The sequence below is a fragment of the Streptomyces sp. NPDC029956 genome, assembly GCF_055574655.1.
On the sequence record NZ_JBVHZJ010000035.1, the window covers coordinates 66,056 to 92,685 of the forward strand.

A 26,630-nucleotide genomic window follows, 5' to 3' on the forward strand; every position below is an offset into this window, starting at 1 on the left:
GGATCGCGATGGCATCCACGCACACCACACGGGCGGCAGACACCACGAAACAGGCCTGGGCCGGCGGACTCACCGTCTTCGCCGCCGTCATGCTCGGGATCACCGGTCTCGTCGGGGTCTTCCGCGGCATCATGGCGATCGCGGAGGACGAAGTCTTCCTCAACACGCCCAACTACGTCTTCAAGTTCGACCTGACGTCATGGGGCTGGATACACCTGGTCCTCGGCATCATCGCGATCCTCGTGAGCTTCGGGCTGTACCGGACGTCCACGTGGGCACGCGTGGCCGGCGTGGGCATCGCCGCGCTCGTCATCATCGCCAACTTCCTCTCCCTTCCCTACTATCCGGCCTGGTCGATCCTGATGGTCGCCATGTCGGGGTTCGTCATCTGGGCGCTGTGCGCAGTGAAGCGCGAGGAGATCCTCTGACGTAGGGCAGCGCTGTCACCCTCCTCACCCGTCCTCATCCGTCCTCATCCGCGTCCGCGGGTGGGGACGGCCCGGGTACCGGTCAGGGTGAAGGGGCGGGGACGGGAGGCGAGGGTGGGGGCCGGTGGGCGGTGCCGAGCCGGTCGAGTTCCTCCGTAGCACTCCTTTCGATGACGGCCGCCAGGTCCTTTGCCTCCTCCGCGCCGCCGGAGGTCCGCTCGCTCGCGCAGAGTGTCCGGGACTGTGCGAAGTGGGCGCGGAGGCTGTCGGTGAGGATCCGTTCGAATTCCTTGCCCGTCGCCCTCTTCGCTCTGGTGAGGGTGTCGAGGCCGACCATGCCCGGCATGTCGTGTCCCTCGTGGGGGCGGGTGTCGGGGATCCCCGAGAGGTCGAGGAGTGCGCGCAGGCTCACCTGTTCCTCCTCCAGTCGTGCTCCGGCCCGGGCCGCGAGGTCCACCAGGGCGGGATCTGCCGTGCGTGAGGGTGCCAGGCCGGTCAGGAGGAGGGCCCGCTCGCTCATGGGAATCATCAGTTGGATCCATGCGGTGTCGGTGGCGTTGAAAGCCGTTGCCCGCGGCGGACCGGTCACCGGCTGCGTGGTGCAGCCGGTGACCAGGAGCGCCGCGAGCAGGGCCCACGCCGTCCGCAGGGTCAGAAGGTGCCGGCGGAGTTGCACTTGGCGCTCTGCACGATGCAGTCCTTCACCCGGTGTCCCAGTGCCGCGTTGTCCCAGGCGTTGAAGAAGTCGCCGTGGATGGACGACGCCATGCCGGAGGACAGGGAGAGGCCGGTGGCGCTTCCGGAGGTCGGGTAGCCGATGACGAAGGAGACGGACGGGATGGCGACGGGGTAGTCGCCGCTGCACGTGCCGTTGTGGGCGAAGGCGACGTGCGACTTGTGATCGGGGCTGTCGAGGTGCTTGCCGTCCCAGCAGTCGGGAAAGAGCAGCTGGTGGACGAGCTTGGCGGTCGGCGCGCAGATCGGCCAGTTGCCGTCGGCGCTGCGTCCGATCTCGCCGCCCTCTCCGGCGCAGAAGAACTGGTTGGCCGAGCCCGCCGGAGTGGGCACCTGGGACTTGGCGTTGCCGGCGATCATGCGGAAGCCCTGGGGGAAGGGAACCGTGGCCGAGGGGTCGGGCAGCCTCGAACCGTAGTAGACGATCATGCCGTCGCTCTCGATGGCCCTGCCGTCCTGGTACAGGGTGGGGATCCAGTACGCGGAGAGGTCCTTGGCGGGGGTGCAGCTCGTGCCCGCGTTGGCCAGCAGGCTCTGGGGCGTGGTGAAGGCGTCGGTGCTCTTGTTCCCGAAGAAGCTGTGCATGTGGGACGCACCCGGCAGGCCGGGGGCGACGATGGGGTCGTCCGGCTTGGAGTGACTGTAGGTACAGGTCGCGTTGAACTCCGGTACGCGGACCGTGCCGCCGGGCACGGCGGACGGTGTCATCGCCCGGAACTGTGCCAGTTGGGTGTTCCACGCGGCCTGGTCGATGCCGACCCATCCGGGCGCGGTGCCGCCACTGCCGCTGCCGTTGTCGAACGAGAACCAGTTGATGTTGACGAAGTCGCCGGGTGTGGCGCTGCGGATGACGGCGAACAGCGTCTGCGGTCCGGTGGGGTGGGTGGTGATGCCGGCGGTCCGGGTCGCCCAGTTCTGCCAGCCACCGGTCGGGGAGACCGGGAACGTGGCGAGCAGCGGGCCGGTGAGCGATCCGGTGCGCAGTTCCACGGTTCCGGGGCCACCTGCGGCGGAGGCGATGCGGGCGGAGGCCGTCAGGGGGCCGGCGGCACCGAGGTCGATGTTGTCGAAGCGCAGCCAGTCGCCGTCGGCGAGGTAGGCGACGTTCTGCCCACCGTCGGTGTCCGCGGTCGCTTCGACGCCCGCGCCGGATTGCGCGGCGTGGGACTCGGCCTGGACGACTACGGCGGCGGCCCACGCGGTCTGGGCGGTGAGTGTGACGCTGAGCGCGGCGGCCAGGACGACGGCCAGTGCACCCGCTAACAGGGTGTAGAGGTGGGCGGATCGTCTGTTCATGTGTCTGTTCCTCTGGTGTGAGGGGATGGGTGGAGAGAGGAAGGGGAGGGAGGAGGGGCCTCAGACGCCGGGCGCCGGAGGCCAGATGCCGGGGCCGAGGCCGGGGCGGGGGCAGGGGCGAGGCCCCGGGCCCGAAGTCCCCCGGGCCTCAGGCGTCGTTACTGGTAGACGCGCACGTAGTCGACGAGCATCTTCGCGGGGAACGGTGTGGTGGTGTCGGTGGGGCCGGGCCAGTCGCCGCCGACCGCGAGGTTGAGGATCATGTAGTGGGGGTGGTCGAAGATCCAGGGCCCGCGGGTCGTCTCCACCTGCTCCTTGTCGAGGGTGAAGACCGTTCGGCCGTCGAGGCTGTAGACGATGCCCTTGCTCGTCCAGTCGGCGGCCCAGGTGTGGAAGTCGTCGGAGAAGTCGGCGTCCTGGGGCAGTCTGTAGGGCGAGCCGATGCCGCCGCCCCCGTTGTAGGCGGGCGCGTGGACGGTGGAGTACGCGGTCTTCACGTCCTTTCCGAGGACCTCCACGATGTCGATCTCGCCGTTGTACGGCCATGGCCTGCCGCTGAGGAAGTCGGCGCCCATCATCCAGAAGGCGGGCCAGAGCCCGTTGCCCTTGGGGACCTTGATGCGTGCCTCGACCCGTCCGTAGGTGAACTGGAAGGTGGAGCCCGTGTTCATGCGGGCCGAGGTGTACTGGCAGGTGGTGCTGCCGGTCAGCGGGTCGGGCGGGCATCCCTTGCCGGGCGTTGCCTGCTTGCGGGCCTCCATGACGAGATGGCCCGCTCCGTCGAGTGCGGCGTTGTCGTGGTCGGTGTAGTACTGCAGTTCGCCGTTCTGGCCGGTACCCGGGTCGGCCTTCCACTTGGCCGGGTCGGGCTTGCCGCCGGCGGCGCCGTCGAACTCGTCGCTCCAGATCAGTCGCGGCGGTACCGACGGGTCGGGCGGCAGCGGCGGGGCCGGGTTCGGGGCGCCGCCGGTGCCGTACACCTGGAACTCCCACAGCGAGTAGCCGTAGGCGGTGGCGCGTTCCGTGCCGTACAACCGAACGTGCCGGCCGGTGCCGGCGACCTGGAGGGTCTGCTTGAGACCTGTTCCGGTCGTGGTCGAGTAGATCGGTGTCCAGTCGGTGCCGTTGGGTGAGACCTGGATCTGGAAGGACCGGGCGTAGGCCGGGTCCCACTGGAGGACGATCTTGTTGATCTGTGCGGTGGCCCCGAGGTCGACGGAGATCCAGGCGGGGTCCGTCCAGCCGGTGGTGGAGCTGGTCGCCCAGCGGGAGGCCGGGTCGCGGTCGAAGGCGCGGGCCGGGGTGCACTCCCAGCAGTTCTGGTCGCTCTGGGAGGTGGATGCCGCGCCCGGCCGGCCGTAGGAGAGCAGCGTGTCCCCGCCGGCGTCGCCCCCGGTGGTGGTGCGGACGGCGAGGGTCCAGAGGGAGTAGCCGTAGGCGGTGGCGCGCTGGGTCGCGTACAGGCGGACGAAACGCCCGGTGCCGGACACGGTGATGCTCTGACTGCCGCCGGTGCCCTGCGTCGTCTCGTGAACGGTGGTCCAGGTGGTGGCGTCGTCCGACACCTGGATCCGGAAGGCCTTGGCGTACGCGGCCTCCCAGTCGAGTGTCAGGCCGCAGACCTGCTTCGTGGTGCCGAGGTCGACCTGGAGCCACTGGGTATCGGCGAATCCGCTGGACCAGCGCGTCGCGGGGTCCCCGTCGACAGTGTTCGGGGCGGCGAACGCCCCCTCGGTGCTGGAGGCGGTGACGGACTTGCCGCGCGCGGCGTCGGTGGTGCCGCAGGCGCCGGCGTCCGTGGAGCCGTGGACCTGGAACTCCCACAGCGAGTAGCCGTAGGCGGTGGCGCGCTGGGTCGCGTACAGGCGGACGAAACGCCCGGTGCCGGACACGGTGATGCTCTGGCTGCCGCCGGTGCCCTGCGTCGTCTCGTGAACGGTGGTCCAGGTGGTGGCGTCGCTCGACACCTGGATCCGGAAGGCCTTGGCGTACGCGGCCTCCCAGTCGAGGCTGATCCGGCCGATCGTCGCGGTGGCGCCGAGGTCGACCTGGATCCACTGGGCATCGGCGAATCCGCTGGACCAGCGCGTCGCGGGGTCCCCGTCGACGGCGTTCTGAGCGGCGAACGCCCCCTCGGTACCGGAGGCGGTGACGGACTTGCCCTGCGACAGCAGGGCTTCCGCGGCGCGGGCCTGAGCGGGTGCGGCGGGACGTGCGGCTACGGCCGAGGCGGCCTGGACGGCGGTTCTGGCGGATACGGCCGGAGTGGCCGGTACTGCGGTGAAGCTGAGCAGGGTGGCCACGACGGCGACGAGTAGACCGAGGCGGCGAAGCAGCGGACGCACGGCGTCTCCTCAGATAGGGAAAGGCGAGGGAGCGCTCCCTGAGGGGTGAGAATGGGCCGGTCCACATCGACTGTCAAGGCCTTGGTTCACTTGATGGAAACGCCATGGACTCTCCAACGTCCTTTCGTGGAGCGGTTTCTCACGGTCCGTAGGAGAACGGCACGGAGGGCTCTGCCAGGGCAGAGGGGCGGTGCAGTCGAGGGCGTGCGGGAGCCGGGGCGCTCGGGCGACCGTCGCCGATGGTGCCGTTGACATGGGTGGCGGCGGGGCGGCATCCTCGCCGGAGAACGCTCCCTGAGCGGCTCGGGCGTCGTCGATCGAAACGGACCGGGATGAAACGACCCACGCTGGAAGTGGTCGCCGCTCGCGCGGGTGTGTCCAAGTCGAGTGTCTCCAGGGTCGTCAACGGTGAGAAGACCGTCGCCCCCCAGATCCGTGAAGTCGTGATGCAGGCCGTGCGCGAACTGGGCTACGTGCCCAACGCAGCCGCCCGCAACCTCGTCACCCGCCGGACGGACGCGGTGGCCGTGGTCGTCTCCGATCCGCCCCAGGGGGTGGTCTCCGACGACCCCCTTTTCTCCACCGTCGTACGTGCCGTGAGCAGGGAACTGGAGGCGGCGGGCAAGCAGGTCGTGCTCATGCTCGCGGAATCCGACCGCAGCCGGGCCCGGGTGGAGCAGTACGTGGCCGGCAGGCACGTGGACGGTGTCATGCTCGTCGCGCTGCACGGGACGGACCCGCTACCGGCGGCCCTGGCCAGGACAGGCCTGCCGATCGCCTCCTTCAACCGCACGTCCGCAGCCCGGATTCCCTACGCCAGCCTCGACAACATCGGCGGCGCCTCGCTCGCCGTACGACATCTCCTGGAACGGGGACACCGCAGGATCGCCGCCATCACCGGGCCGCTGGACCTGTTCGAGGCGCGCGAGCGGCTCGACGGCTACCGCGAGGCGCTGCGCGACACCGGCCGCCGGTCGATCGTCGGGCTGGGCGACTTCACCCGCGCGTCGGGCGCCCAGGCGATGCGGCAGCTCCTGGAGGACGACCCCGCGCTGGACGCGGTGTTCGCGAGCAACGACCTCATGGCCATCGGAGCTCTGCGGACCCTGCGTCAGGCGGGGCGCCGCGTCCCCGAGGACGTGGCCGTCGTCGGCTTCGACGACATCGAGGCCGCCGCGTACACCACGCCGGCCCTCACGTCCGTACGCAGCCCCATGGCCGACCAGGCCATCGCCACCGTTCACCTGCTCCTGGGTCTCATCGAGGGCGGCCCCGGAGATCCGGTCGTCATCCCGAACGAACTGGTGGTCCGCGAGTCGACCTGACCGGGGCGGTTCGTGCGCCGGTCTCACCCGTCGAGAACGGGCCGGTCTCACCCGTCGAGAACCCGAGGATCCCTGCGCCGCTCCCATCATCCGACGATCGGTCCGGTCGGCGGAAGGAACACTCGCCTGGGTGACTGTGGGGTGGGTGAGGACCGGTCCATGATCATCGGTATGAGTGCCTCTCTGATCCGCCGCGCCTGCGCCGCGGCCCTGCTCGTCACGTCCACCCTCGTCCCCGCCGTGGCCGCCGCACCCCAACCCGGCGCGCCCGCGCCGGAGTCGAAGCGCGCGCTGCAGGCCCGCCTACTCGGCGAGAAGACCGTCCCGCACAAGCTCGACTTCCAGGGGACGACGGTCGGTGGCCTCTCCGGCATCGACCGCGACCGGTGCACCGGCGAGTACGTCCTCATCAGCGACGACCGCTCCTTCCTCCAGCCCGCGCGGTTCTACACCGCGAAGCTCGACATCGACGCCACCGGCGTCCACGCCGTCGACTTCACCTCGACCCGCCCCCTCCTCCAGCCGGACGGCTCGGTGTACCCGTCCCCCGCCCTCGGTGACGGCAAGGCGATCGACCCGGAGGAGATCCGCGTCGACCCGCGCGCCTGCCGCTACTGGTGGGGTCAGGAGGGCGACCGGCCCGCCGTCGCGGGCCCGCCGGTGATCCAGCCGTCGATCGAGATCTCCGACCCCGACGGCACCCACCACGGCCGCCTGCGGCTGCCGGAGAACTACATGATCAACGCCGAGCGCGGGCCGCGCCGTAACCAGGCCGTGGAGGCGCTCACCTTCGGCGCCCGCGGCTCCGTCGTGACCAGCGCGATCGAGGGGCCGCTGCTCCAGGACGGCCCGGTGCCGGACCTGACGCACGGGGCGCTCGTCCGCGTGACGCGGCAGACCCGCGGCGGCCGGGTGCTCGGACAGTTCGCGTACCCCATCGAGAAGATCTTCGCCGAGTCCGACCCGACCAGCCCGTGGGGCCCCGACACCGGCGTACCGTCCCTCCTCGCCTTCCCGAACGACCCCGAGCGCTACCTCGTACTCGAACGCACCTGGGTCGCCGGCTCCGGGTACAAGATCCGTCTGTACGACACCACCACGCGGGGCGCCACCGACGTGCGGGCGGTGGACTCCCTGGCCGGGCAGCCCGTCGTGGCGATGCGGAAGAAGCTCGTCGCCGACTTCCACACGCTCGGCCTGTCCACCGTCGACAACACCGAGGGCATGACCTGGGGCCCCACGCTGCCGTCCGGTGAGCGATCGCTGATCCTCGTCAGCGACGACAACTTCGACAAGGAAGCGGTCACGCAGATCGTGGCGCTCGCGCTGCGCTGAACCTGTGCCGCCTTCCGGGCATCCGGGTGAGGTGGGGGGCGGCGGCCGACAACACCCGGTGGTGGGCGGTCAGTCGGCCTCCCGAGGGGGCTCGACGAAGTCGTCCCCCCGGTCCCCCGGTTCCCCGGTCCGGCGGTCCCGAGGTCCCGAGGTCCCGAGGTCCCGAGGTCCCGAGGTCCCGAGGTCCCGAGGTCCCGAAGCCAGTCTCGTGGCGCGGAACCCCGGGACCGCGGCACGAGCGCCGACCGTGCCGGTTGCACCGCCTTCGGCGGCGGGAGTCCGTGTCGGTGTCTGCGTCCAAGCAGACGCGAAGAGCCGGCGGTGTGGCGGCTCCCCGGGCGCTGCCGCATGGGCGGACCGGTCAGGCGCCCTCGTCGAAACGGCCTGCCTCCACCTGGAGGGCGAGGGACTGCAGAACCTCGGCGGAGGAGACGTCGGTCCGCCCCTCGTCGTGCACCACGGCCAGACTGGTGAAGGCCAGAGTGAAGCCGGAGACCATCGTGTACAGCGCGGGACCGAGCGCCGTGGCAAGGAGGTGGGCGACGTCCTGCGGAGCGGCGTCGGCCGGCACGCTGATGTGGGGCAGCATCTCGTTCAGCATCTGCGTGACCACCCGCGGCTCGATCTCGGAGGCGGCCTCGAAGGCCTCCTCGCCCTCCCTCTCGTCCTCCACGGCCCGGCGGATCTCCTGAGCCTCCGTCAGGATGCCGATCACTCGCTTCAGAACCTCAGCTCGCTCCATCCACGGAGCCTATCCCCACGTCGGCATGACCGGCAGTGCGGCAAGTCAGGGGATGGCGGGGCCGCTCGGCGCGAGCCGCCAGCTCCCGTCGTCCACCGCGTACACCGTCAGCGGCCGGTTGACCGTGTCGCCGTTCCGGTCGAAGGCGACTCGGCCCGTGACGCCTTCGAAGGACACACCGGCGACTGTCTGCGCCAGCTTCGCCCTGGCGTCGTCCGGGAGAGCGCCGTCGTTGACCGTCACGAGCGACTTCACCGCCTCGATGAGGGCCCAGGTCGCGTCGTAGGCGTAGGGGCCGTACCAGCCCGGCGGCTCGGTGTAGTTCGCCTTCCGATACCGGGCGAGGTACTCCCGCCCGGCCTCGGACTGCTCCGCGGGTACGCCGATCTGGGTCGCGAGGTCACCCTCGGCCTGCGGGTTGTCCGTGAGGTACTGCTGGTCGAAAATACCGTCGCCGCCCATCAGGGGAACGTTCACCCCCGCCTGTTTGAGCTGCTGCGACAAGGGCGCGGCAGTGTCGTAGAAGCCGCCGAAGTAGACGGCGTCGGCACCGGAGGACCGCACTCTGACGGCAAGGCCCGCGAAGGCGCGTTCGCCGGGGTCGACCTGCTCGGTGCCGACGACGGTCCCGCCGAGTTCGGTGAACTCGGCGGTGACACCGGCGGTGAGTGCGGTGCCGTGAGCGCTCGCGTCGTCGATCACGTAGAGCTTGGTCTTCTTCGCCCCGTGCAGGTATCGGGCGCCGAACGGCCCCTGGTCGACATCCGTGGCGATGGTGCGGAAGTAGGTGGAGTAGGGACGGGCCTTGTGACCCGCGAGCCATTCGGGGCCCAGGGTCAGGGTGGGGTCGGTGTTGCCAGGGGACACGTTGACCACGTCCGCCCGCGCGAGCGGTGGCACCAGCGTGCGGGCGACGGCGGAGTTGAGCGGACCGACGACCCCCAGGACCTTCTCGTCGGCAACGAACTGACCGGCGTTGGAAGCGCCCTTGGCGGGATCGGCCGCGTCGTCCAGGGCCCTGACCTCGAACTTCACGCCGGGGACGTGCCCGGACTCGTTGGCGGTCCTGGCCGCCAGGTCGGCGGAGTTCTTGATGCCGGCACCCATCGAGGAGAGACCGCCGCTCAGCGGTGCGTCCACACCGATCACCACGGTGACGGAGGGGTTCCCCGCTCCGCTGCCGGCCGCGCCGCGACGAGCGGCGTCGTCTTCACGATTGAGGGCCCAGGTCAGGAGGGAGCCCGAGGCCAGCACCGCGAGCGCGGTGCCCAGGACCGCGGAACGCCGGGTGAGGCCACGCCGCTGGGCCGACGCCGGCCGCCGGTGCTCGGAGTCGGCCGTCGCATCGAGCGTCACCGGGTTCTCGTCCTGGGGTACGGGAACGGGCGGGGTGGTCGGGCGGGGTGGCACGGGGCCGCGCGGAGTGCCGGCGGACCCGGAGTCCAGGACCGTGGGCGTGGGCGTGGGGGTGGGGGTGGGCGTGGGCGTGGGGGGCGTGTGTTCGGGTCCGGGGGTGCGTCCCCGCGCCGGTCCGTGCTCGGCCGATACGTCGGGAGCGACCAGGGACTGCAGCACCGACGCAAGCATCTCGGCCGCTTCCGAGGCGCCCACGCGCTGAGCCGGGTCCTTGGTGAGGAGCGCGTCCAGCACCGGGGTCAGCGGGCCGGCATGCACCGGCGCCGGGTGCGGGCTGGTGAACACCCGCACGGCGAGGGCATGGAGCCCGTCCGCCTCGAACGGCGGGCGCCCTTCGACCGCGTGGTACAGGGTCGCGCCGAGCGCCCACAGATCGTTGGCCGGAGTCGGGCGCTTGCCGTCCAGCTGCTCCGGCGGCATGTACTGCGGGGTGCCGATCACGATTCCGCTGTGACTCAGCTTGGTCGTGGCGTCGGCGAGGTGGGCGATGCCGAAGTCGGTGAGGACGACACGGTCCTTGGTCAGCAGCACGTTGTCCGGCTTGATGTCGCGATGGACGATGCGCGCCCGGTGCGCCTCGGCCAACGCGTCGAGCATGGCGGCGCCGATCTCGGCCACCCGTCGTACGGGCAACCGGCCGTGGCTGCGGATCGCGGCGGCCAGGGACTGCCCACGGATCAGCTCCATGACGATGACGGGAGCTCCGTGATGCTCCACGACGTCGTGGACCGTGATGACCCCGGGGTGGCTGAGAGTGACCGCTGCGCGGGCCTCGCCGGTGAACCGCCGGAGCAGCACGGCACGGTCGTCGTCGTCCATGCCCGGTGGGAACAGGATCTCCTTGACGGCGACCTCGCGCCCGAAGAGCTGCTGGTCGAGGCCGCGCCACACCCGGCCCATGCCGCCCTGGCCGATGCGTTCGACCAGCTGGTAGCGGCCGGCGATGAGTGGGGCATTGTGCTCGGTCACGCGCACACTCTAGGTCTTGCTGGGCCGATCAGGTGACGGAACCACGGCTTGAACACGTCTTCGGTGAGCGGACGAACGAGGCATCCCTAGGCCAGGACGGGCAGTGATGCCAGCCCGCGGACGAGTCGGGTGCGGCGCCATTCCAGCTGGTCCGCCGGGACGGCAAGGCGGATGCCGGAGAAGCGGGTCAGCAGGGCTCGCAGGGCGATCTCCGCCTCTGCCTTCGCCAGGGGCGCGCCGACGCAGCGGTGGATGCCGTGGCCGAAGGCGAGATGGGCCGTCGCGTTCCGGTCCAGGTCCAGTTCGTCCGGCGACGGGAACCGCGCCGGGTCTCGGTTGGCTGCTCCCAGTGCGATCAGGACCGGGACTCCGGCCGGGATGTCGGTACCGCCGAGCGTGACGGCCTCCGTGGTGAACCGGAACGTGGCCGTACTCACTGCCGAGTCGAAGCGGAGCAGTTCATCGAGTGCGGCGGGGATGTCGTCGGGTTTCGCCCGAAGGCGCTCCAGCGCGGCCGGGTGCCGGAGCAGTGCCAGAAGCGCGTTTCCGAGGGCGTTGGTGGTCGTCTCGTGGCCGGCCACGAGCAGGAGCACGGCAAGGGAGACGAGCTCCGCCTCACTCAGGTGATCGTCTCCGTCCCGAGCGGTGATGAGCCGGTCGAGGAGAGAACTGCCGGGATCCCGGCGCTTGGTCGCGATGAGGCCTGTCATGTAGTCGGCCATGGCGTGCGAGGCGGCGTCGGTGACGTCAGGCACGCCCGCCGCGAAGAGCTGCGCCGACCAGCGCTGGACATTGGGCCGGTCCGCCTGGGGGACCCCGAGCAGTTCGCAGATCACGATGACCGGCAGTGGCACCGCAAGGCCGGCCACGAAGTCGAACGTCCCGCCGGCGGGCCACTGGTCCAGCAGCTCGTCGGTGACGCGGGCGATGAACGGGCGCAGTCGCGCGACCGCCCCGGTGGTGAACGCCTTGGTCACGAGTCTGCGCTGCCGGGTGTGCTGGGGCGGATCGCAGGCCAGCATCGTGTGGGCGACTGCGGGGTGCAGGCGGCGCCGTGACTCCCTGCCCGCGAAGAACGCGGCCGTGTCCTTCGAGAGGCGGGCGTCGCCGAGGGCTTCCCGGGCTTCCGCGTAGCCGGTGACCAGGTGGTCGCGGCGGCCGCCGGAGCCGGCTACGGGCAGCACCGGGGATATGGAACGCAGAGCCGAGTAGGCCGGATAGGGGTCCTGGAGGAAGCGGGGGTCCTGAGTCGGGTCGGTCATGTCCTCAGGCTCCAACGGGCTCCGGGCGGACGTGTACTGCGACACGCCCGACCCGGCCGGCGATCGGAGCCGGCCGGGGCGTGTCCTCCGCATCACGCCGGGCTCGCCCGGCGGGGCACGTCGGGCGAGCACCGGCCGTGTCCCGCCGGTCCGCCACCGCCTCAGGTGGCGGGCAGCGCGGCGCCCGTCGGCGCCGTCAGATCGGCCGTGGCCTGGCGGGTCCGGAACGGACTGCGCCAGTCGCCGGTGCCCCGGTACAGCCACACGCCGCTCTTCGCGCCGAGGCCGAGCAGGTCCGCGCGCCCGTCACCGTCCGCGTCCCCCACGCCGACGAGGTGCGTGTACGCCTGCCAGCCTGCGCCGATCCACTGGCGTCCGGCGAACGTGCCGTCGCCGCGTCCCAGGTACAGCCACAGGACGCCGTCCTTGTCGCGGGCGACCACATCGCCGAACGACGCGCCGCCGAGGTCTCCGGCGACCGTGAGGTCGTTGTAGATCCCCCATCCGCCGCCGACCTTCACACGGGAGGCGAAGGGCGCCCGGGTGTTGCCGGTGCCCTTGTACAGCCAGAGCACGCCGGCCCGGTCGGTGGCGAGCAGGTCCGGCCGGCCGTCGCCGCTGAGGTCGGTGCCGCCCGCGAGCCGCTCGTACGTCTGCCAGCCCGAGCCGACCCGGATCCGGCCGGCGAAGCCGCCCCGGCCGTCACCCTGGTACAGCCACAGGACGCCCGCCCGGTCGCGGGCGACGACGTCGGCGACGGCGCTGCCGGACACGTTCCCGACGGTCTCGATCCGGTCGTAGACCTGCCAGCCTGCGCCGACCAGGGCCTTCTCCGCGCCTGCCTCCAGCTGCTCCGGTCGGTTCCAGCGCCTGGCGTAGAAGGTGTCGGAGCGCCACAGCCTGCCGGAGGCGTCGGCTGCGAGCAGATCGGGGGATCCGTTGTCGTCGAAGTCGTGCGGGTGGGTCGACCGGACCACGGTGAACGAGCCCTTGGCGACGGCGGCGGGGCCGATGCCGTTGAGGGGCTCGGCCACGACCTCCCAGGTGTAGGCGCCGTTCGGGGCGGCCTCCCCCTGGTAGCCGAGGTCACCCGTCCAGTCGAAGGTCAGGTTCGGCAGGTACGGGTAGTACTCGGTCGCGGTCCGGGTCTTGCCGGTGCGCTGGTGCCGCAGGGTGGCCCGGATCTCCACGGCCTCCCGTGAGACGTCCCAACGGAGGCGCACGGTCCCGTCGTTCTGGTCCAGGTCGATGACGGGCGGGACCTGGTGCCCGGTGATCCCGACGGTGATCGGCTCGCCGTTGGCGGCCACCTGGGTCGCGACCGGCCGGCCGGCCGCGTTGGTCGTGATCTTGAAGACGCCCTGGCCCGCGGCGACGGTGCCGCCACTCGCGTACAGCGCGTCGGGGGCCCCGGCGGCCGACGTGAGGTGGTCGATGAGCTTGACCCGCTCGCCGGTGACGGGGTGGTAGGCGGTGAGTCCGTGCAGCGGGTTCGGGGAGGACCTTTCGAGCTCGGACGCCTCGCCGTAGACCACCCAGGCGCCGACGAGGCCCAGATGGGGCTCGTGCGTGGCGCCGTCCGGGAGCGGGAGCTGCTTGACCTTGCCGGTGGCGCGGTCGAGCAGGAAGAGCGTCGCGGTCTGGATGCCGACGCGTCCGGTCCACGCGATGTGCGTGGCGGAGACGGCGATGGCACTCCTGGAGGCCTCGGGCGCACGCTCGTGAATGTCTGTGACGGTGCCGTCGGCCAGGTCGATCAGGCCCCAGGCGGGCTTGCCGTCGGCGGTGAAGGTGACGATCGCCTCCTCCGGGGTGCCCGGGGCGACCGCGAAGTCCGTCGCCCCCGCGGGGAGGCCGGTCACGGCCACCGTGCCCCGTGCGGCACTGTGCTGCTCGAACTCCGTGTCCGTGTCGGTCTCTGTGGTCGTGAACACGGAGTCCGCCGCGGCGCCTGCGTAGGCGGGGATCCGGTTCGCCCCCCAGCGCAGTGCCACCTCGAACACGGTCGAGTCGCTCAGGTCGGTGACGGTGACCTTCCCGCCGACGTTCTGCACGAGGTAGTCGGTGGTCCGCGAGGAGCGGAGCTGGACGCGGTCGTCGTCGTACTCGGCCGTGGTGCCGTCGGCGAAGCGCGTGTACGTGCGCCGCAGGTCGCGGTCGGGGCGGGTGAGGAAGCCGGTCAGCCCCGCGTCGGTCAGCTCGGCGCCGGTGAAGCGGACGACGTCGCCGTCGCTCGCCGCCCGGACCGCCGCGACGGGTCGGGCCTCTGCGGGGACGGCCAGGGCGCCGCCGGTGAGGGTGACGGCGAGAACAGTGGTGACGGCCGCGGCGAGCCGCAGCCGGTTCCGGCGAGGATGGTGCACGTGGGTGTCTTTCGTCGATCTCCAGGCGCGCTCCGCACCCGTCCACCGGATCAGACCGACGACACCACGAATGGTTGTACGACCCAGGCAGAAACATCCGAGAAACCGCACTCGGGGTTGCCCCCGGGACGACGACGGCCGTCCGGGCTGGAGCGACGGTCGCACGACGGCGGCAGCCGCGCCGGCCGTCGCCGCGAGGACGACGGGCGAGGTCGAGTCGAGTCGAGTCGAGTCGAGTCGAGCGACGGTACGCGGGCGGGGCGGCCGGAGACGCTTCGAGGGGCAAGATGCTGAAATCCGTGGTCGCGGCAGAGGTACGCCACGACCACAGGACCCACCCGGCCGGGACCGTCAGAAAGCGAAGGCCGCCCCTCCGTTCAGGGTGACCCCCATGGCGCAGGCGTTTCCGAAGGTGTACTGCCAGGACGCCCGGGCGCCTTCCCACACTCCGTCCACGGTGACGGTGACGGGGTCGAAGTGCTGCGGGCACATCCGGTCCGGGGCGGGTGAGGCCAGCAGCCCCTCGAAGGTGCCGCCCTGGGAGGTGGCCTTGAGTTCGGCGCAGGCGGCCTCGGGGGCCGGGTGCGTTCCGGCGGCGGTCGGCGCACAGCTGAGCGTCACTGCGCGCAGGACGGTCGCCGAACTCGCGTCCGCGCCCTTGCTGATGCTCAGCACGACGGCGGAGGGCGCGTACAGGCTGTCGGTCCGGGCTTCCGCGACACCCGCGGTGCCGGCGAGACAGAGGAGGGCGGACGCGGAGAGCGCAGCGAAACGGCGAAGCATGATGGGGACTCACTTTCAATTCGAAGGGTTGAGGCGTCATCTACCTTTCGATCACCGCCTCGTTTGCGCTTCGGAGTCTGTCTGACACGTAGAGCGATCGCATCTTCGCGGTCGCTATCCGGACACCTGGACCCATCTATCGATGATCGAATGAACATTCGGCAGGTCAGACCCCGCTCCGGACTCCCCCGCGGCGGGCCCGCACCCGCCCACTCCAGCCCCACGGAAGCCGCCGGCCTGCGTAAGGACGCGTCAGGTTTACCGACCGGTCGTTCAGTACGACCGATTAACGACGGTCGTCGGCACGCGAGGCCGCCGGACGGACATCCCGGCGCCGGCACAGTTTCCCGCATACTGCACCAAATGAGATAAATGCCGCCTACGGGTATGTTTCTGCAACAAGGCCGCAGCTCGGCAGGCCGGCCGCTCCGCGGGAGCCCTGCCTGCCGAAGGTGCGGGCTGCCCCTTCCCGTGGACAGACCCGCTGGGGCAGACCCACCGAGGCCATCTCATCAGCACATCTGGGCGGAGGAATTCCGTGGGAACGGTCACCACGCAAGACGGCACCGGCATCTTCTTCAAGGACTGGGGGCCACGCGACGCGCAACCGATCGTGTTCCATCACGGCTGGCCCCTGAGCGGCGACGACTGGGACAACCAGATGCTCTTCTTCCTGGAGCACGGCTACCGGGTCATCGCGCACGACAGGCGCGGGCACGGCCGTTCCGGCCAGAGCTCGACCGGCCACGAGATGGACACGTACGCGGCAGACGTGGCCGCGGTGACCGACGCGCTGGACCTGCGCGATGCCGTCCACATCGGCCATTCGACCGGGGGCGGTGAAGTCGCCAGGTACGTCGCCCGCGCCAAGCCGGGACGGGTGGCGAAGGCCGTACTCGTCGGCGCGGTCCCACCCATCATGGTCAAGTCCGACTCCAACCCGGGCGGCCTGCCGATCGAGGTCTTCGACGGCTTCCGGGCCTCGCTCGTCGCCAACCGCGCCCAGTTCTACGTCGACGTTCCGGCGGGGCCGTTCTACGGCTACAACCGCCCGGGCGCAGAGGTGTCCCAGGGCGTGATCGACAACTGGTGGCGACAGGGCATGAGCGGCGCGGCCCATGCGCACTACCACTGCATCAAGGCATTCTCGGAAACGGACTTCACCGAGGACCTGAAGCAGATCGACGTACCCGTTCTGGTCGCCCACGGCACCGACGACCAGATCGTCCCCTACGACGACTCGGCACCCCTGTCGGTGAATCTGCTGCGCAACGGCCGGCTCAAGAGCTACGAGGGCCTCCCCCACGGGATGCTGACCACGCATCCCGACACCGTGAATCCCGACCTCCTCGCCTTCGTCAAGGAGTGAAGTGGTGGCGGATGAACAGGTGAAGGATTGAACGGGTGAAGGGGTGAAGGGGTGGTCGTCGCTCTCCGGAGGTCGGCCGAAGGTCGCGACCAAAGTCTCACTCGTACAGGCGACTCGGAGACTCTCGGCCGATGTCCGGCCCGGTGCGGGCCTGTGAGGCTGGCCGAGGAGCTACCGGGTCGGACCCGGGCGAGGGGACGGCGACCGAGAGAGTGAGAGCGACGATGGTCAAGCAGGAACCCCCGGTCACCGTACGGCTGCCGGAGGCGTGGCTGTGGGGCGTCATCCTGGTCGGTGCCGGGCTCGGCGTCGGTGTCGCGTTCGCCGTCGGCCCGGTCGCCGACTGGATGATCCGCCTCTTCGACGCCGTGCCGGGCCCGCTCAGGCTGGCGGCCGCCTTGCCGCTCGGATGGGCTGTCCCGGTGCTGACGCTCGTCGGCGCGTCGGCCGGAGCATGGCTGGGGGTCGTCTGGCGCGCGGAGAACCCCGTGGTCGAGGTGGGCGCCGACAGCATCGTCGTCCACGACGACGACGGCGGTCGCCACGTAGAACGGGCCGAGATCGCCGAGGTGTTCACCGACGGCCACGATCTGGTACTGCGTGGTGCCGACGGTGCCGAACACGTCCGTACCCGGGTCGACAGCGGCCTCGTGGGACGCCTGCGGTCCGCGTTCGAGCAGCACGGCTATCCCTGGTGCGGCACCGTGGACCCGAACGAATCCGCGTACACCCTCTGGATCGACAACACACCGGGCCTCGACGACCGCACCCACGCGTTGCTGCGGAAGCGCCGACGGGCGATCGCCGACGACCGGACCGGCGCTGCCGACGAAGCCCGCGAGGAGTTGCGGGCACGAGGCATCAGCGTGCGGGACCGCGGAAGGGCCCAGCAGTACCGCAGGGTGTGAACGCGGAGGCCTTCCCCCCGACACGCGACGGCGGGGCGTCGACAGAGGACACGCGTCCCTTCCGTGCGGCGCAAGAAGGACGTTGCGGTGTCGCGACGGGCCCCGGCCCTACGGATGAGGCACGTTGGAGCCATGGGCTCCGACCTGCGAAACGGTCCGCACGGCTACGGGATCGTCACCAAGACCCTGCACTGGGCGCTGTTCGCGGCCATCGCCGCGCAGTTCGCCGTGGGCTACCTCCTGGACCCGGACGACGGCGGCCGAGGCAGGGGACGCGGCCGAGGCAGGGGGGAGGACTCCGGGAGGGGGCGGGGCCGAGGCGGAGACAGCGACGCGTACACCCCCTTCGGGGACGACGCACTGCTCACCGTTCACGTCGTACTCGGCAGCACCGTGCTCCTGCTGGGCATCACCCGGCTCGTCTGGCGGCTGACCACACCCCTTCCGCCGTGGGCGCCGACCCTCACCGCCGGGGAACGTCGCCTCGCGCACACCACGGAACTCGTCCTGTACGTGGCCACGTTCGCCGCGCCCGCCACCGGCCTCGCCCTGTTGCTGTCCGGTGACGACCTGCTCCCCCTCCACATCGCCGCCCAGGTGCTCCTCTACGTCGCTGTCGCGGCGCACGTCGGACTGGTTCTCAAGCACCAGCTGATCGACCGCGACCGTCTGCTGGCCCGCATGCTGTGAGAGCGGGCCCCAGGGGAACGGCGCATTCGAGGGGCCCTCGGCCGCGGCGTCAGCCGCCTTCGGGCAGGTACCAGCGGTGGGGGCTGATGAGGTGCTGCAGGCTGTCCGGTCCCCAGGATCCAGGGGGGTACGGTTCGACCGGCGGTGGGGACTGCAGCAGCGGGGCGGCCACCTCCCACAGGCGTTCGATGCCTGCGGCGTCGGTGAAGAGGGACTGGTCACCGAGCATCGCGTCGAGGATGAGGCGCTCGTAGCCCTCCAATGCGTGGTCCTGGGTGAAGGAACCGGCGTAGTCGAAGACCATCTCGGCCTGGGCCAGACGCATGTCGGGGCCGGGCCGCTTGGCGAGGAAGCGCGCGGTGATCTTTCCGGGGTCGTCGAAGTCGATGACCAGTTCGTTGTGGCGGCCGTCGGCGGATTCCCGGGCGGCCAGCGGGAACATGCGCAGGGGCGGTTCGCGGAATCCCAGGGTGATGACGTGACGGCTCTCGGCGAGTGCCTTGCCTGAGCGGAGGTAGAACGGGACGCCCGCCCAGCGCCAGTTGTCGATCTCGAGGCGCAGGGCTGCGAGGGTCTCGGTGTCGGAGGCCGGGTCGACCCCGGGCTCGTCGCGGTAGCCCTCGTACTGTCCGCGGACCACCCGGGCGGGGTCGAGGGGGCGCAGGCTCTGGAAGACCTTGTCCTTCTCCGCGCGCAGGGAGTTCGCGTCCAGGGTGGCCGGCGGTTCCATCGCGACGAACCCGAGGAGCTGGAACAGATGCGTGACGATCATGTCGCGGAAGGTGCCGGTGCCTTCGAAGAAGTGGGCGCGGCCTTGGATGTCGATGTGTTCCGGGACGTCGATCTGCACGTGGCTGACGTGGTCGCGGTTCCAGACCGGTTCCAGGAGTCCGTTGGCGAAGCGCAGGGCGAGGATGTTGTCGACGGACTCCTTGCCGAGGAAGTGATCGATGCGGAATACGCGGGATTCGTCGAAGACGGCGTGGATGGCCTGGTTGAGGGCACGGGCGGAGGCGAGATCCGTACCGAAGGGCTTCTCCACGATCACGCGGGCGTTCCGGGCGAGCCCGCAGGCGCCGAGCATCTGCACGACCGAAGCGCACGCCTGAGGAGGTACGGCGAGGTGGTGGAGGAGCCTCGGACTGCCGCCGATCGCCCGCTCCGCCTCCTGTACGGCGGTGAGGAGCGGGCCGGGATCCTCGGGGTCGGCGGCGCCGAAGGCCAGCCGGCTCTCGAAGTCCTGCCATTCCCGGCCCTCGGGCTTGGTCCGGCCGAACTCGGTGACCGCCTCGCGCGCGTGTGCGCGGAACGCGTCGTCGGTGAGGGCCACCGCGGCGGGGGCCGAACCGATGATCCGGTAGTGGTCGGGGAGCAGTCCCCCTCTGGCCAGGTGGTAGAGGCCCGGCAGCAGTTTGCGGCGGGCGAGGTCGCCGGTGGCACCGGAGATGACGATGACGTGGTCGTCGGGGGTGGGTCCGCCGGAGCTGGGGGGTGTGGCCACGTCGGATCTTCCTTTCGCCACGGCCGCCGAACCGGCCGTGCGTCGGAGGGGGGACCTTGCCGGTGGGTTCGCCGAGTCGGCGCAGCCGACTCGGGGCTGCCCCGTTCACCGAGTCGGCGCACCCGGCTCGGGGTGGCCCGGTGCACCGAGGCGTCGAGGCGTCGATCGAGAACCGCGGCGCCGCGAGGGGTCGGGCCCGCCGTCGCCTCAGGCGTGGGAGACGACGGCCACGGGGCAGGCGACGTGATGGAGGGCCGTCTGGGTCACGGCGCCGATGTGCGTGCCCGCCACGGCCCGCCGCATCCGGCGGCCCACCACGAGCAGTCCGGCTCCGGCGGCTGCGTCGAGGAGACCACTGCCGGGCCTGTCGTGGACGACCTCCTCGGTGACGTCGACCTCCGCGAACCGATCCCTGTGGCGTTCCGTGGCGGCCGACAGCGCCGTGCGCAGGCTCGCGGCCGCTTCGGATCCACCCTTCCCCTCGCGGCGGTGCGGCAGGGTGGAGTGCCAGGCCGACACGATGTGCAGGGGTACCTCGCGGCGGGCCGCGAAGTCGAAGGCGAAGCCCAGCAGCTCGTCCGAGGGGTGATGCGCGTCCAGGCCGAGGACGACCCGCTTGTAGCCGCCCGGGCTGTCTCCCTCTCGTACCAGCACCACCGGGCGTTCCGCGGCGGCCAGGACCTCCTGGGCCACATGGCCGGAGACGTATCCGGAGCCGTTGCCCGCACGGTGTGAACCCAGGACCAGCAGCTCGGCATCGGCAGAACGGGCCAGCAGAAGCCGGGAGGGGGCGTCCTCGGTCTCCTCGGTGGCGGTGACGACGCCCGGGTGACCCGTCCGGGCTCGCTCGCTCGCCTCCGTCAGCAGGGCTCGCGCGTGCTCCGCGCGGACGTCCCGTGACTCCCGTACGGCGGCGACCTCGTGCTCCGGCCACAGCGAGGCGTTCACCAGCTGAAGCCCCACCCCGCGCGACGCGGCCTCCTCGGCTGCCCAGTCGACCGCCGCCAGGCTGCCGCCGGACCCGTTCACTCCTACTGCGATCTGCTTCATGGGCCCCACTGTGGAGCCGTCACGGGAGTCCGGCACCCCCCGGCAGGCCGACCGGGCGACCAGGGGGCAGGGGCGGTCGGGGATGCCGGACGACCTGAAGTGCGGACACCGGGGGTGCCGGACGGCCGAGTGGTCGAGATGTCGCTCGTGGGCCCGTGGTCGGGGCGGTGAGCGCGTCCCCGGAGCCGTCAGCGCGGCGCGGTGGCCACCTCGCGGGGTGGGAGAGACCCCATCGCCCACCGGATCGTCCCCGTCAGCGCCCGTCCGGACACCCGTACGAGACCTTCCGGCACGTACGGTGCCATGGGAAGGTCCAGCAGCGTGCGGGCCCACGGCGGCAGCAGCCGGACCGCGTTCGAGGCGAGTACGGCATAGGGGCCGCGGGCGACCCATGGCAGCGGAGGTTCGCGGAGGACGAAGCGGGCCGCGTCCCGGGCCTGCGACGTGGCGCGCAGTTCGGGGCGGTAGCGGGCAAGCCGGGCCGCGAGGGCGGTGCGGTCGAGCGGCGGGTCGGGAACGCCGAGGGCGCGGGCCACCCGCGCCGCGTCGGCGATGTACGCGTCGTACCCGGCGCCGTCCAGCGGGTCCGCCCCGAAACGCTCGTGTGCGCGGAGGAAGCTGTCCACCTCCGCCACGTGCACCCAGCACAGCAGGTGCGGGTCGGCGGCGTGGTACGGCTCGCCGGCGGGGGTGGTGCCCCTGATCCGCTCGTGCACCTCACGGACGTGGTCCACGGCACGCTGAGCGTCCTCGGCGGCGCCGTAGGTCGTGAAGGCGAGGAAGGTACTGGTCCGCTGAAGGCGTCCCCAGGGGTCGCTCCGGAAGCCGGAGTGCCCGGCGACGGCGGCCATCGCGCGGGGGTGCAGGGACTGCAGGAGGAGCGCGCTCAGACCGCCGATGAACATGGACGCGTCCCCGTGGACGGTGCGGATGGGCCGCTCGGGGCCGAACCAGCGCGGGCCGGGGGTGCCGTGGATACGGGCCCGGTTCTGCGCTCCCGCGGGTCCGGCGACGTGGCTGAACAGGCTGGTGCCGACCCGCTCGCGCAGGCCCGGCCCCGACTTCCCGGACGTGTTCACGCTTCCATCCTCGCGCGCGGGCACGCGCAACGCCGAGCCGACACCGCCGCTGCCTGCGGCGGGAGCATCAGCTGCGAACCGAGACCGGCCGTGACGGGCGGCGGGCGGTGACGGGCGGGTGCCGTGTCAACCGCAGTGGCCGGTCTCCTCCGGGAGAGTGGATCCGGTTGCCACCAAGATCGGCCGCATTCTACGGTTCTGAACTGCTGAAACAGCATGTTCCCCGCCTGCGCGGCCGGTTGACCGCACCCTCGTGTGCGGCCCGAACAGAAGGACGCCCTCATGGCTGCGGACCGGTCCGACGACATGGCACCGGCTCTGGTGCTCGGCCGGGCGCTGCGCGACCTCCAGCGCCGTTCCGGGCGCACGCTCCGCGCCCTCGAAGAGAGTGTGCGCATCAGCGACTCGTCGCTGTCCCGGTACTTCTGCGGCAGCACCGTCCCGCCCTGGTCCACCGTCCACGATCTGTGCAGGGCGTTGGACGGCGACCCGGCCGACTTCCGGCACCTGTGGGAGGCGGCCGACCGGAGCCAGCGCAGACCGGTGCAGGCCGACCGGGCCGGTCAGCGGGACGCGGTACCGCCGCCGCCCGCGGCCGGCGGCGATCAGGCAGGGGACTCTTCCGGCCGTCAGGTGGGCGACTCTCCCGGCCGTCAAGCGGAGGTCTCCCCTGGCCGTCAGGTGGGCGACTCCCCCGGCCGTCAGGCAGGTGACTCCACCTCCGAGGGACCCCCGGAGCGTCGCTCCTCCTTCCGGACCGGGCGCACCGCGTGGGCCCTGGCCGGGACCGTACTCGGTCTGGTGCTGGGCGCCGGGAGTGTCGTACTGGTACGGCCTCCCGCCCCGGCACCCGGTGACGACGCTCCGCCCGCGGCGGCGCACGGCTCGTCGGACGCGCGGGAGCACGACCGGATCTTCGTGAGTCGCGCCACGGGCGCCTGTCTCGACGACAGTCTCGACAAGGGCACGCGTTCCTTCCCGTGCAACGGGATGTCGTACCAACGCTGGACCGTCCGCACCACGGCGGACGGCGGCACGCAGCTCCGGAACCATGCGACCGGCGAGTGTCTGGATCACGGCGTCGACGGCCTGCGCACCGGGCCCTGCGGCCCGGCCGCCTCCCAGCGCTGGACCGTCGGCGCCGGGAGCGACGCGTCGTTCGAGGTCCGCAGCACGGCGACCCGACGCTGCCTGGACGACAGCCCGGAAGGTCTGCGGGTGCTGTCCTGCGACCGGACCGTCCGACAGAAGTGGGCCTGAGCGAGAGACCTGGGCCTGCTCGACGATGCGGTGGCGCCCCTACGCCACCTGCACGGCGTCCAACTCCGTGTAGCGGTCCCCCTTCGAGAGACGGAGCGTGTTCCACCCCTCGCGCAGCTCCACCGGGACCTCGCGCGGCTGCCACGCGTCCCAGCCCGTGTACGGGTAGTCGACGACGCCCGCGGCCGCGCCGTTGACCGTCAGGCCGTGCGTCGCGGCGGCCGGCGCACCCGCCGCGTCCAGCGAGCCGTTGCCGTAGCGGACGGTCAGGGTGTGCGGTCCCGAGGAGGCCGCGTACACCCGGAACTCCACGAAGCTGTCGGGTTCGTCGATGTGCCCGACGGCCCGGTCGCCCCACGCGTCCTTCGCCTCGCGGACCGTCGCCCGGTGCACCCGGGCGAGCTCCGCCTCGTGGAGCGTCTTGCTGCCCCGGACGACCGGGCGGCCGTCCGCGAAGCCGATGTCCGCCACGTACAGCGCGCGTCGTGAGGGGTCGGCGCCCCGTCCGTGGAAGAGGATCCGGTCCCGGCCGCCGGGGCCGGTCACGACGTCCTGGCCACCCGGTCCGCCGATCACCCCCGCGAAGGACTTCGTGGTCAGGAGGGGCTCGTCTCCCTTCACGTAGGGGCCGGTGAGGGTGTCGGCGATCGCCCAGCCCGTCGCGTAACCGGCTGTGCGGTAGTCGCCGGCCGAGTACAGGAGGACGTAGCGGCCGTCGCGCTTGACGAGCGTGGGCGCCTCGACGAGGCCGTCCTCCCAGGCGCGGTCCTGCCTGAGCAGCCGGACCGGCTCCCCCGTGACGCGCGTGCCGTCCCACGAGACGGGCTGGATGTGGAGCCAGGTGTCCAGTCGGCAGCAGTTCCCGTCGCTCTTCCAGAGCAGGTGACGGGTGCCGTTCTCGGTGTAGCTCGACGCGTCGATCGCGCCGCCCGCCTCCGTCGGACAGACCAGGGCGCCGCCGCCGGCCGGCCGGAAGGGGCCGTCGGGCGAGGACGCCAGGGCGGCGCCGATGCACTGGCGCCCGCCGACGCGGTCGCGCGCCGTGTACTGGAGGGTGAATCCGTTGCCGTTGTCGAAGACCTCCGGGGCCCAGACGTCGTGCGGGGGGTCGGGCCTGACCCAGTCGCCCAGCACCGGCAGGACGTCCTTCTCGTCGACCGTCCAGTGGACCAGGTCGGTCGAGGTGGCGTGCTGGACGTTCCGGCCGGCGACGTTGGTGGCGTAGGCGTGGAAGACCCCGCCCACCGCCACGACGTCCGGGTCGGCGAACTCCTGGTCGAGGACGGGTCCGATCGGGGAGGGAGCGGCGGCACCGACGGGGACGAACCCGGGTGCCACCGCTGTCCGCCCACGGAGCGAGTCCGGTACGGCCGCCGGTGCCCGGACCTGATCGGGTGTCGTGACTCCGGCGGGGAACGCGGCCAGACAGGCGGCTACGCCCAGGGACGCCATGGTCACGGCGAGGCCCGGGCGGGGAAGGACAGTCGACCCGCCGATCCCCCGGCCGATCGCCCCGAGGGCCGGGCGGCGCCCCGCGCCCGCCCGGCGGAACAGTCCGCCTCCTGGCTTGGTCCGGTAGTGCACGGATCGGCTCCTTCCGCTCCGGCCGCCGCGCGCTCGCGGACGACGCCGTCGACGACGCTCCCCTCCCCACGCCTTGGACGCGCGGGGCACATCACTAGAACGACGCCGGGGCCGCCGCGTTGTGCGGCCGTCGGGACGAGCGGGGCCTTGCCCCGATGGCCGGACCGCGTGCCCGCCGTCCCTGTCCCGGGCTCACCCGTGTCCCGGGACAGGGACGTCCCCGCAGGTCAGAGGGGTGGGAATCCCGCGGCATCCCGACTTCACCGAAGCATCCGGGACCCGCTTGCGGCCCGCTCGCCGAACGGCACAGACTTCGGTTGTCCGGCCGCCGCACCGCTCTACGGCAGCCCCTCGACCGGACGTCCCGATCCTCTGCCTCCCCAGGTGCCCTCCGCTGCCCGCTGTCCGCTACGGCGCACCCGCAGAACGCGGCACCACGGTGCACCCGCACCGATGGATCGAACGTCACGGGACCGCACCGCACCTCGACCACCGCAGGAGACCCCCATGCCCCGGAACAGCCGTGCCCGCCGCTCCCTGCCCGCCGCCGCCGTGGCGGTCACCTGCGCCACGATCGCCCTCTCCGTCACCGTGCTGCCGGGCCCCGACGGACCGCCGGCAGGCGAACGGCCGCCCCCATCGCGCCCCATCGGCACCGTGGGGGCCACCGCGGACGACCGACTGCTGCACGACGCCGAGCAACGGCTGCTGCGCGACTGCATGGGCCGGCACGGATTCACGTACCGCGTGTTCCCCCTCGGCGACGAGCCGGAGACCACGCTCTTCCCCTACGTCGTCGACGACGCGGCCTGGGCACGGCGGCACGGCTACGGCGCCGAACTGCGGCAGCAACGGGAGGTTCTCGCGAGGAGCGATCCGAACCGCGCCTACTTCGCCGCGCTGCCGGCAGACCGCAAGGCGACGGCTCTCGTCACCGCCAACGGCCCTTCCCCGGACGGGCTGACCGTACGCCTCCCGGGCGGCGGAATCCTGCGCCGCAGCGACAGCGGTTGTGTCGCGGAGGCTCAGCAGCGGCTGTACGGAGACCTCGGTGCCTGGTTCCGGTCATCGACCCGCGTGGGCACCCTGCGACAGATCCTCCGGAGCCGGGTCGTGGCCGACGTCGGCTATCAGAAGAGCGTCGGCGTGTGGCAGCGGTGCATGGGGCGTATCGGGTACGCCTTCGCCACGCCCGCGGCCGCCCGTGCCGCCGCGCTCTCCCCCGTACGCCCCCTTCCCAAGGACCGCGAGATCGGCCTCGCTCTCGCGGAGGCGCGATGCGCCGGGGAGTCGGCGCTGTCCCGCACGGCCCGGCGTCTCGACGCCCACCACGAACGGCTCCTCGCCGAGGAGTACCGCGCCGACGTGGAGACGCGGGACCGGCTGAGGGCCGCCGCGCTGCCCCGCGCACGCCTGATCGTCGGCGACGCCCCGCAGGCCTGACCCGCCTGCCCCTCTGCTCCGCCGCGTGCCCCGCGCACGCTGCGGCCGGCCGGCCGCGTCACGAACAGCGGTCCGGCCACCCCACCCCACTCACTCACTCACCCACCCACCCACCCATGCCATCCATCGCGTCCATGGCATCCCAGAAGGAGACACATCATGCGCATCTCTCGCGCCCTCACGACGGCACTCGCCGTCGGAGCCCTCACCCTGCTGACCGCACCGGTCGCGGACGCCCTCGGCACCGCGTCCGAAGTCGTCGCGTCCGCGGCGGTCGCACCCGGATCCGCCGCCACGGCACCGGCGGCCGCCGCCCCTGCGGCGGCTCCCGGACCGGACGGCTTCCTCTACGCCTGGGAGCACCCCCACGCGGGCGGCTTCCACTGCCGTTGGAACAAGGAGAACGCCAACTGGGCCGGATGCCGCGACAAGGTCTCGGACGTCTGGAACAACGGCTACCCCGGCGTCGCCGAGGACGTGAAGCTCTACCGTGACACCGACTGGAACGGCTCGTGGGTCTGCCTCCACCAGGGGCACTCGATTCCCGACCTGGGCGCGTCCGGCCTGACGTTCTTCAGCCCGGGTCACGGCCAGGGCGAGCTCGTCAACGACCGGGTCGGATCGCATCTGTGGGTCTCCGCCTGCTGACATCCCCCACTCCAGGGCGCGGGGGGGGGGGGGGGGGGGGGGGCGGGGGGGGGGGGGGGGGGGGGGGGAGGGGGGGGGGGGGGGGGGGGGGGGGGGGGG

Annotated in this window: 21 protein-coding genes; 9 read left to right on the plus strand and 12 right to left on the minus strand. The window is 71.8% G+C overall.

Features of this window, described 5'->3' with window-relative positions:
• The first annotated feature begins 8 nt into the window (after positions 1-8).
• A complete protein-coding gene (locus tag ACZ4XX_RS25735; protein WP_468510228.1) occupies positions 9-428 on the plus strand; it encodes a DUF7144 family membrane protein in 420 nt (139 codons plus the stop codon).
• 82 nt (positions 429-510) lie between these two features.
• Here the strand turns inward: ACZ4XX_RS25735 and ACZ4XX_RS25740 are convergent, their stop codons facing one another.
• From ACZ4XX_RS25740 to ACZ4XX_RS25750, 3 genes are all read right to left on the minus strand, one after another.
• Positions 511-1,104 (minus strand): DUF305 domain-containing protein, encoded by a 594-nt coding sequence (locus ACZ4XX_RS25740; RefSeq protein ID WP_468510229.1) that lies wholly within the window; start codon positions 1,102-1,104, stop codon positions 511-513.
• Positions 1,080-2,459 carry a DUF1996 domain-containing protein gene (locus ACZ4XX_RS25745; RefSeq protein ID WP_468510230.1) on the minus strand — a complete coding sequence of 460 codons (1,380 nt, stop codon included), beginning with the start codon at positions 2,457-2,459 and terminating at the stop codon, positions 1,080-1,082. Before ACZ4XX_RS25745 ends, ACZ4XX_RS25740 begins: the two co-directional genes overlap by 25 nt.
• A 158-nt stretch (positions 2,460-2,617) precedes the next feature.
• Positions 2,618-4,633 (minus strand): discoidin domain-containing protein, encoded by a 2,016-nt coding sequence (locus ACZ4XX_RS25750; protein WP_468510250.1) that lies wholly within the window; start codon positions 4,631-4,633, stop codon positions 2,618-2,620.
• Between the two features lie 503 nt (positions 4,634-5,136).
• Here ACZ4XX_RS25750 and ACZ4XX_RS25755 point away from each other — a divergent pair.
• Positions 5,137-6,129, plus strand: a complete 993-nt coding sequence (locus tag ACZ4XX_RS25755; RefSeq protein ID WP_468510231.1) for a LacI family DNA-binding transcriptional regulator — start codon at positions 5,137-5,139, stop codon at positions 6,127-6,129.
• 171 nt (positions 6,130-6,300) lie between these two features.
• On the plus strand, positions 6,301-7,464 hold the full coding sequence (locus ACZ4XX_RS25760) for an esterase-like activity of phytase family protein (protein WP_468510232.1): 1,164 nt from the start codon (positions 6,301-6,303) through the stop codon (positions 7,462-7,464).
• A 361-nt stretch (positions 7,465-7,825) separates the two neighbouring features.
• Here the strand turns inward: ACZ4XX_RS25760 and ACZ4XX_RS25765 are convergent, their stop codons facing one another.
• From ACZ4XX_RS25765 to ACZ4XX_RS25785, 5 genes are all read right to left on the minus strand, one after another.
• Positions 7,826-8,206, minus strand: a complete 381-nt coding sequence (locus tag ACZ4XX_RS25765) for a hypothetical protein (RefSeq protein WP_468510233.1) — start codon at positions 8,204-8,206, stop codon at positions 7,826-7,828.
• A gap of 45 nt (positions 8,207-8,251) precedes the next feature.
• Positions 8,252-10,591: a bifunctional serine/threonine-protein kinase/ABC transporter substrate-binding protein gene (locus ACZ4XX_RS25770; protein WP_468510234.1), complete on the minus strand. Its 2,340-nt coding sequence runs from the start codon at positions 10,589-10,591 to the stop codon at positions 8,252-8,254.
• An 86-nt stretch (positions 10,592-10,677) separates the two neighbouring features.
• Positions 10,678-11,853, minus strand: coding sequence for a cytochrome P450 family protein (locus ACZ4XX_RS25775; protein ID WP_468510235.1), 1,176 nt, complete (start codon positions 11,851-11,853; stop codon positions 10,678-10,680).
• Between the two features lie 161 nt (positions 11,854-12,014).
• The gene (locus ACZ4XX_RS25780) at positions 12,015-14,216 is read right to left on the minus strand and encodes an FG-GAP repeat domain-containing protein (RefSeq protein WP_468510236.1); all 2,202 of its coding nucleotides are present in this window, start codon (positions 14,214-14,216) and stop codon (positions 12,015-12,017) included.
• Between the two features lie 351 nt (positions 14,217-14,567).
• Positions 14,568-14,999 carry a subtilase-type protease inhibitor gene (locus ACZ4XX_RS25785; protein ID WP_468510237.1) on the minus strand — a complete coding sequence of 144 codons (432 nt, stop codon included), beginning with the start codon at positions 14,997-14,999 and terminating at the stop codon, positions 14,568-14,570.
• A 538-nt stretch (positions 15,000-15,537) separates the two neighbouring features.
• On the opposite strand from ACZ4XX_RS25785, the gene ACZ4XX_RS25790 reads away from it, so the two are divergent.
• The 3 genes from ACZ4XX_RS25790 (at position 15,538) to ACZ4XX_RS25800 (ending at position 17,966) form a co-directional block, all read left to right on the plus strand.
• The gene (locus ACZ4XX_RS25790) at positions 15,538-16,368 is read left to right on the plus strand and encodes an alpha/beta fold hydrolase (RefSeq protein ID WP_468510238.1); all 831 of its coding nucleotides are present in this window, start codon (positions 15,538-15,540) and stop codon (positions 16,366-16,368) included.
• Positions 16,369-16,592: 224 nt separating this feature from the next.
• A complete protein-coding gene (locus tag ACZ4XX_RS25795) occupies positions 16,593-17,276 on the plus strand; it encodes a YqeB family protein (RefSeq protein WP_468510239.1) in 684 nt (227 codons plus the stop codon).
• A 132-nt stretch (positions 17,277-17,408) separates the two neighbouring features.
• Positions 17,409-17,966 carry a cytochrome b gene (locus ACZ4XX_RS25800; protein WP_468510240.1) on the plus strand — a complete coding sequence of 186 codons (558 nt, stop codon included), beginning with the start codon at positions 17,409-17,411 and terminating at the stop codon, positions 17,964-17,966.
• A gap of 49 nt (positions 17,967-18,015) precedes the next feature.
• Here ACZ4XX_RS25800 and zwf read toward each other — a convergent pair whose 3' ends face one another.
• From zwf to ACZ4XX_RS25815, 3 genes are all read right to left on the minus strand, one after another.
• Positions 18,016-19,467: a glucose-6-phosphate dehydrogenase gene (gene zwf, locus ACZ4XX_RS25805; RefSeq protein WP_468510241.1), complete on the minus strand. Its 1,452-nt coding sequence runs from the start codon at positions 19,465-19,467 to the stop codon at positions 18,016-18,018.
• A gap of 207 nt (positions 19,468-19,674) precedes the next feature.
• A complete protein-coding gene (locus ACZ4XX_RS25810; RefSeq protein ID WP_468510242.1) occupies positions 19,675-20,517 on the minus strand; it encodes a universal stress protein in 843 nt (280 codons plus the stop codon).
• A gap of 188 nt (positions 20,518-20,705) precedes the next feature.
• Entirely contained in the window at positions 20,706-21,596 is an 891-nt protein-coding gene (locus ACZ4XX_RS25815) for an oxygenase MpaB family protein (RefSeq protein WP_468510243.1), read from the minus strand.
• Positions 21,597-21,878: 282 nt separating this feature from the next.
• On the opposite strand from ACZ4XX_RS25815, the gene ACZ4XX_RS25820 reads away from it, so the two are divergent.
• Positions 21,879-22,856, plus strand: a complete 978-nt coding sequence (locus ACZ4XX_RS25820; RefSeq protein WP_468510244.1) for a helix-turn-helix domain-containing protein — start codon at positions 21,879-21,881, stop codon at positions 22,854-22,856.
• A 39-nt stretch (positions 22,857-22,895) separates the two neighbouring features.
• On the opposite strand, the gene ACZ4XX_RS25825 is transcribed toward ACZ4XX_RS25820, so the two are convergent.
• Positions 22,896-24,440 carry a family 43 glycosylhydrolase gene (locus tag ACZ4XX_RS25825; RefSeq protein ID WP_468510245.1) on the minus strand — a complete coding sequence of 515 codons (1,545 nt, stop codon included), beginning with the start codon at positions 24,438-24,440 and terminating at the stop codon, positions 22,896-22,898.
• 507 nt (positions 24,441-24,947) lie between these two features.
• Here ACZ4XX_RS25825 and ACZ4XX_RS25830 point away from each other — a divergent pair.
• Together ACZ4XX_RS25830 and ACZ4XX_RS25835 are read left to right on the plus strand one after the other, a co-directional pair.
• The gene (locus ACZ4XX_RS25830) at positions 24,948-25,883 is read left to right on the plus strand and encodes a hypothetical protein (protein ID WP_468510246.1); all 936 of its coding nucleotides are present in this window, start codon (positions 24,948-24,950) and stop codon (positions 25,881-25,883) included.
• Positions 25,884-26,042: 159 nt separating this feature from the next.
• Positions 26,043-26,531, plus strand: coding sequence for a peptidase inhibitor family I36 protein (locus ACZ4XX_RS25835; protein WP_468510247.1), 489 nt, complete (start codon positions 26,043-26,045; stop codon positions 26,529-26,531).
• Positions 26,532-26,630: the final 99 nt, after the last annotated feature.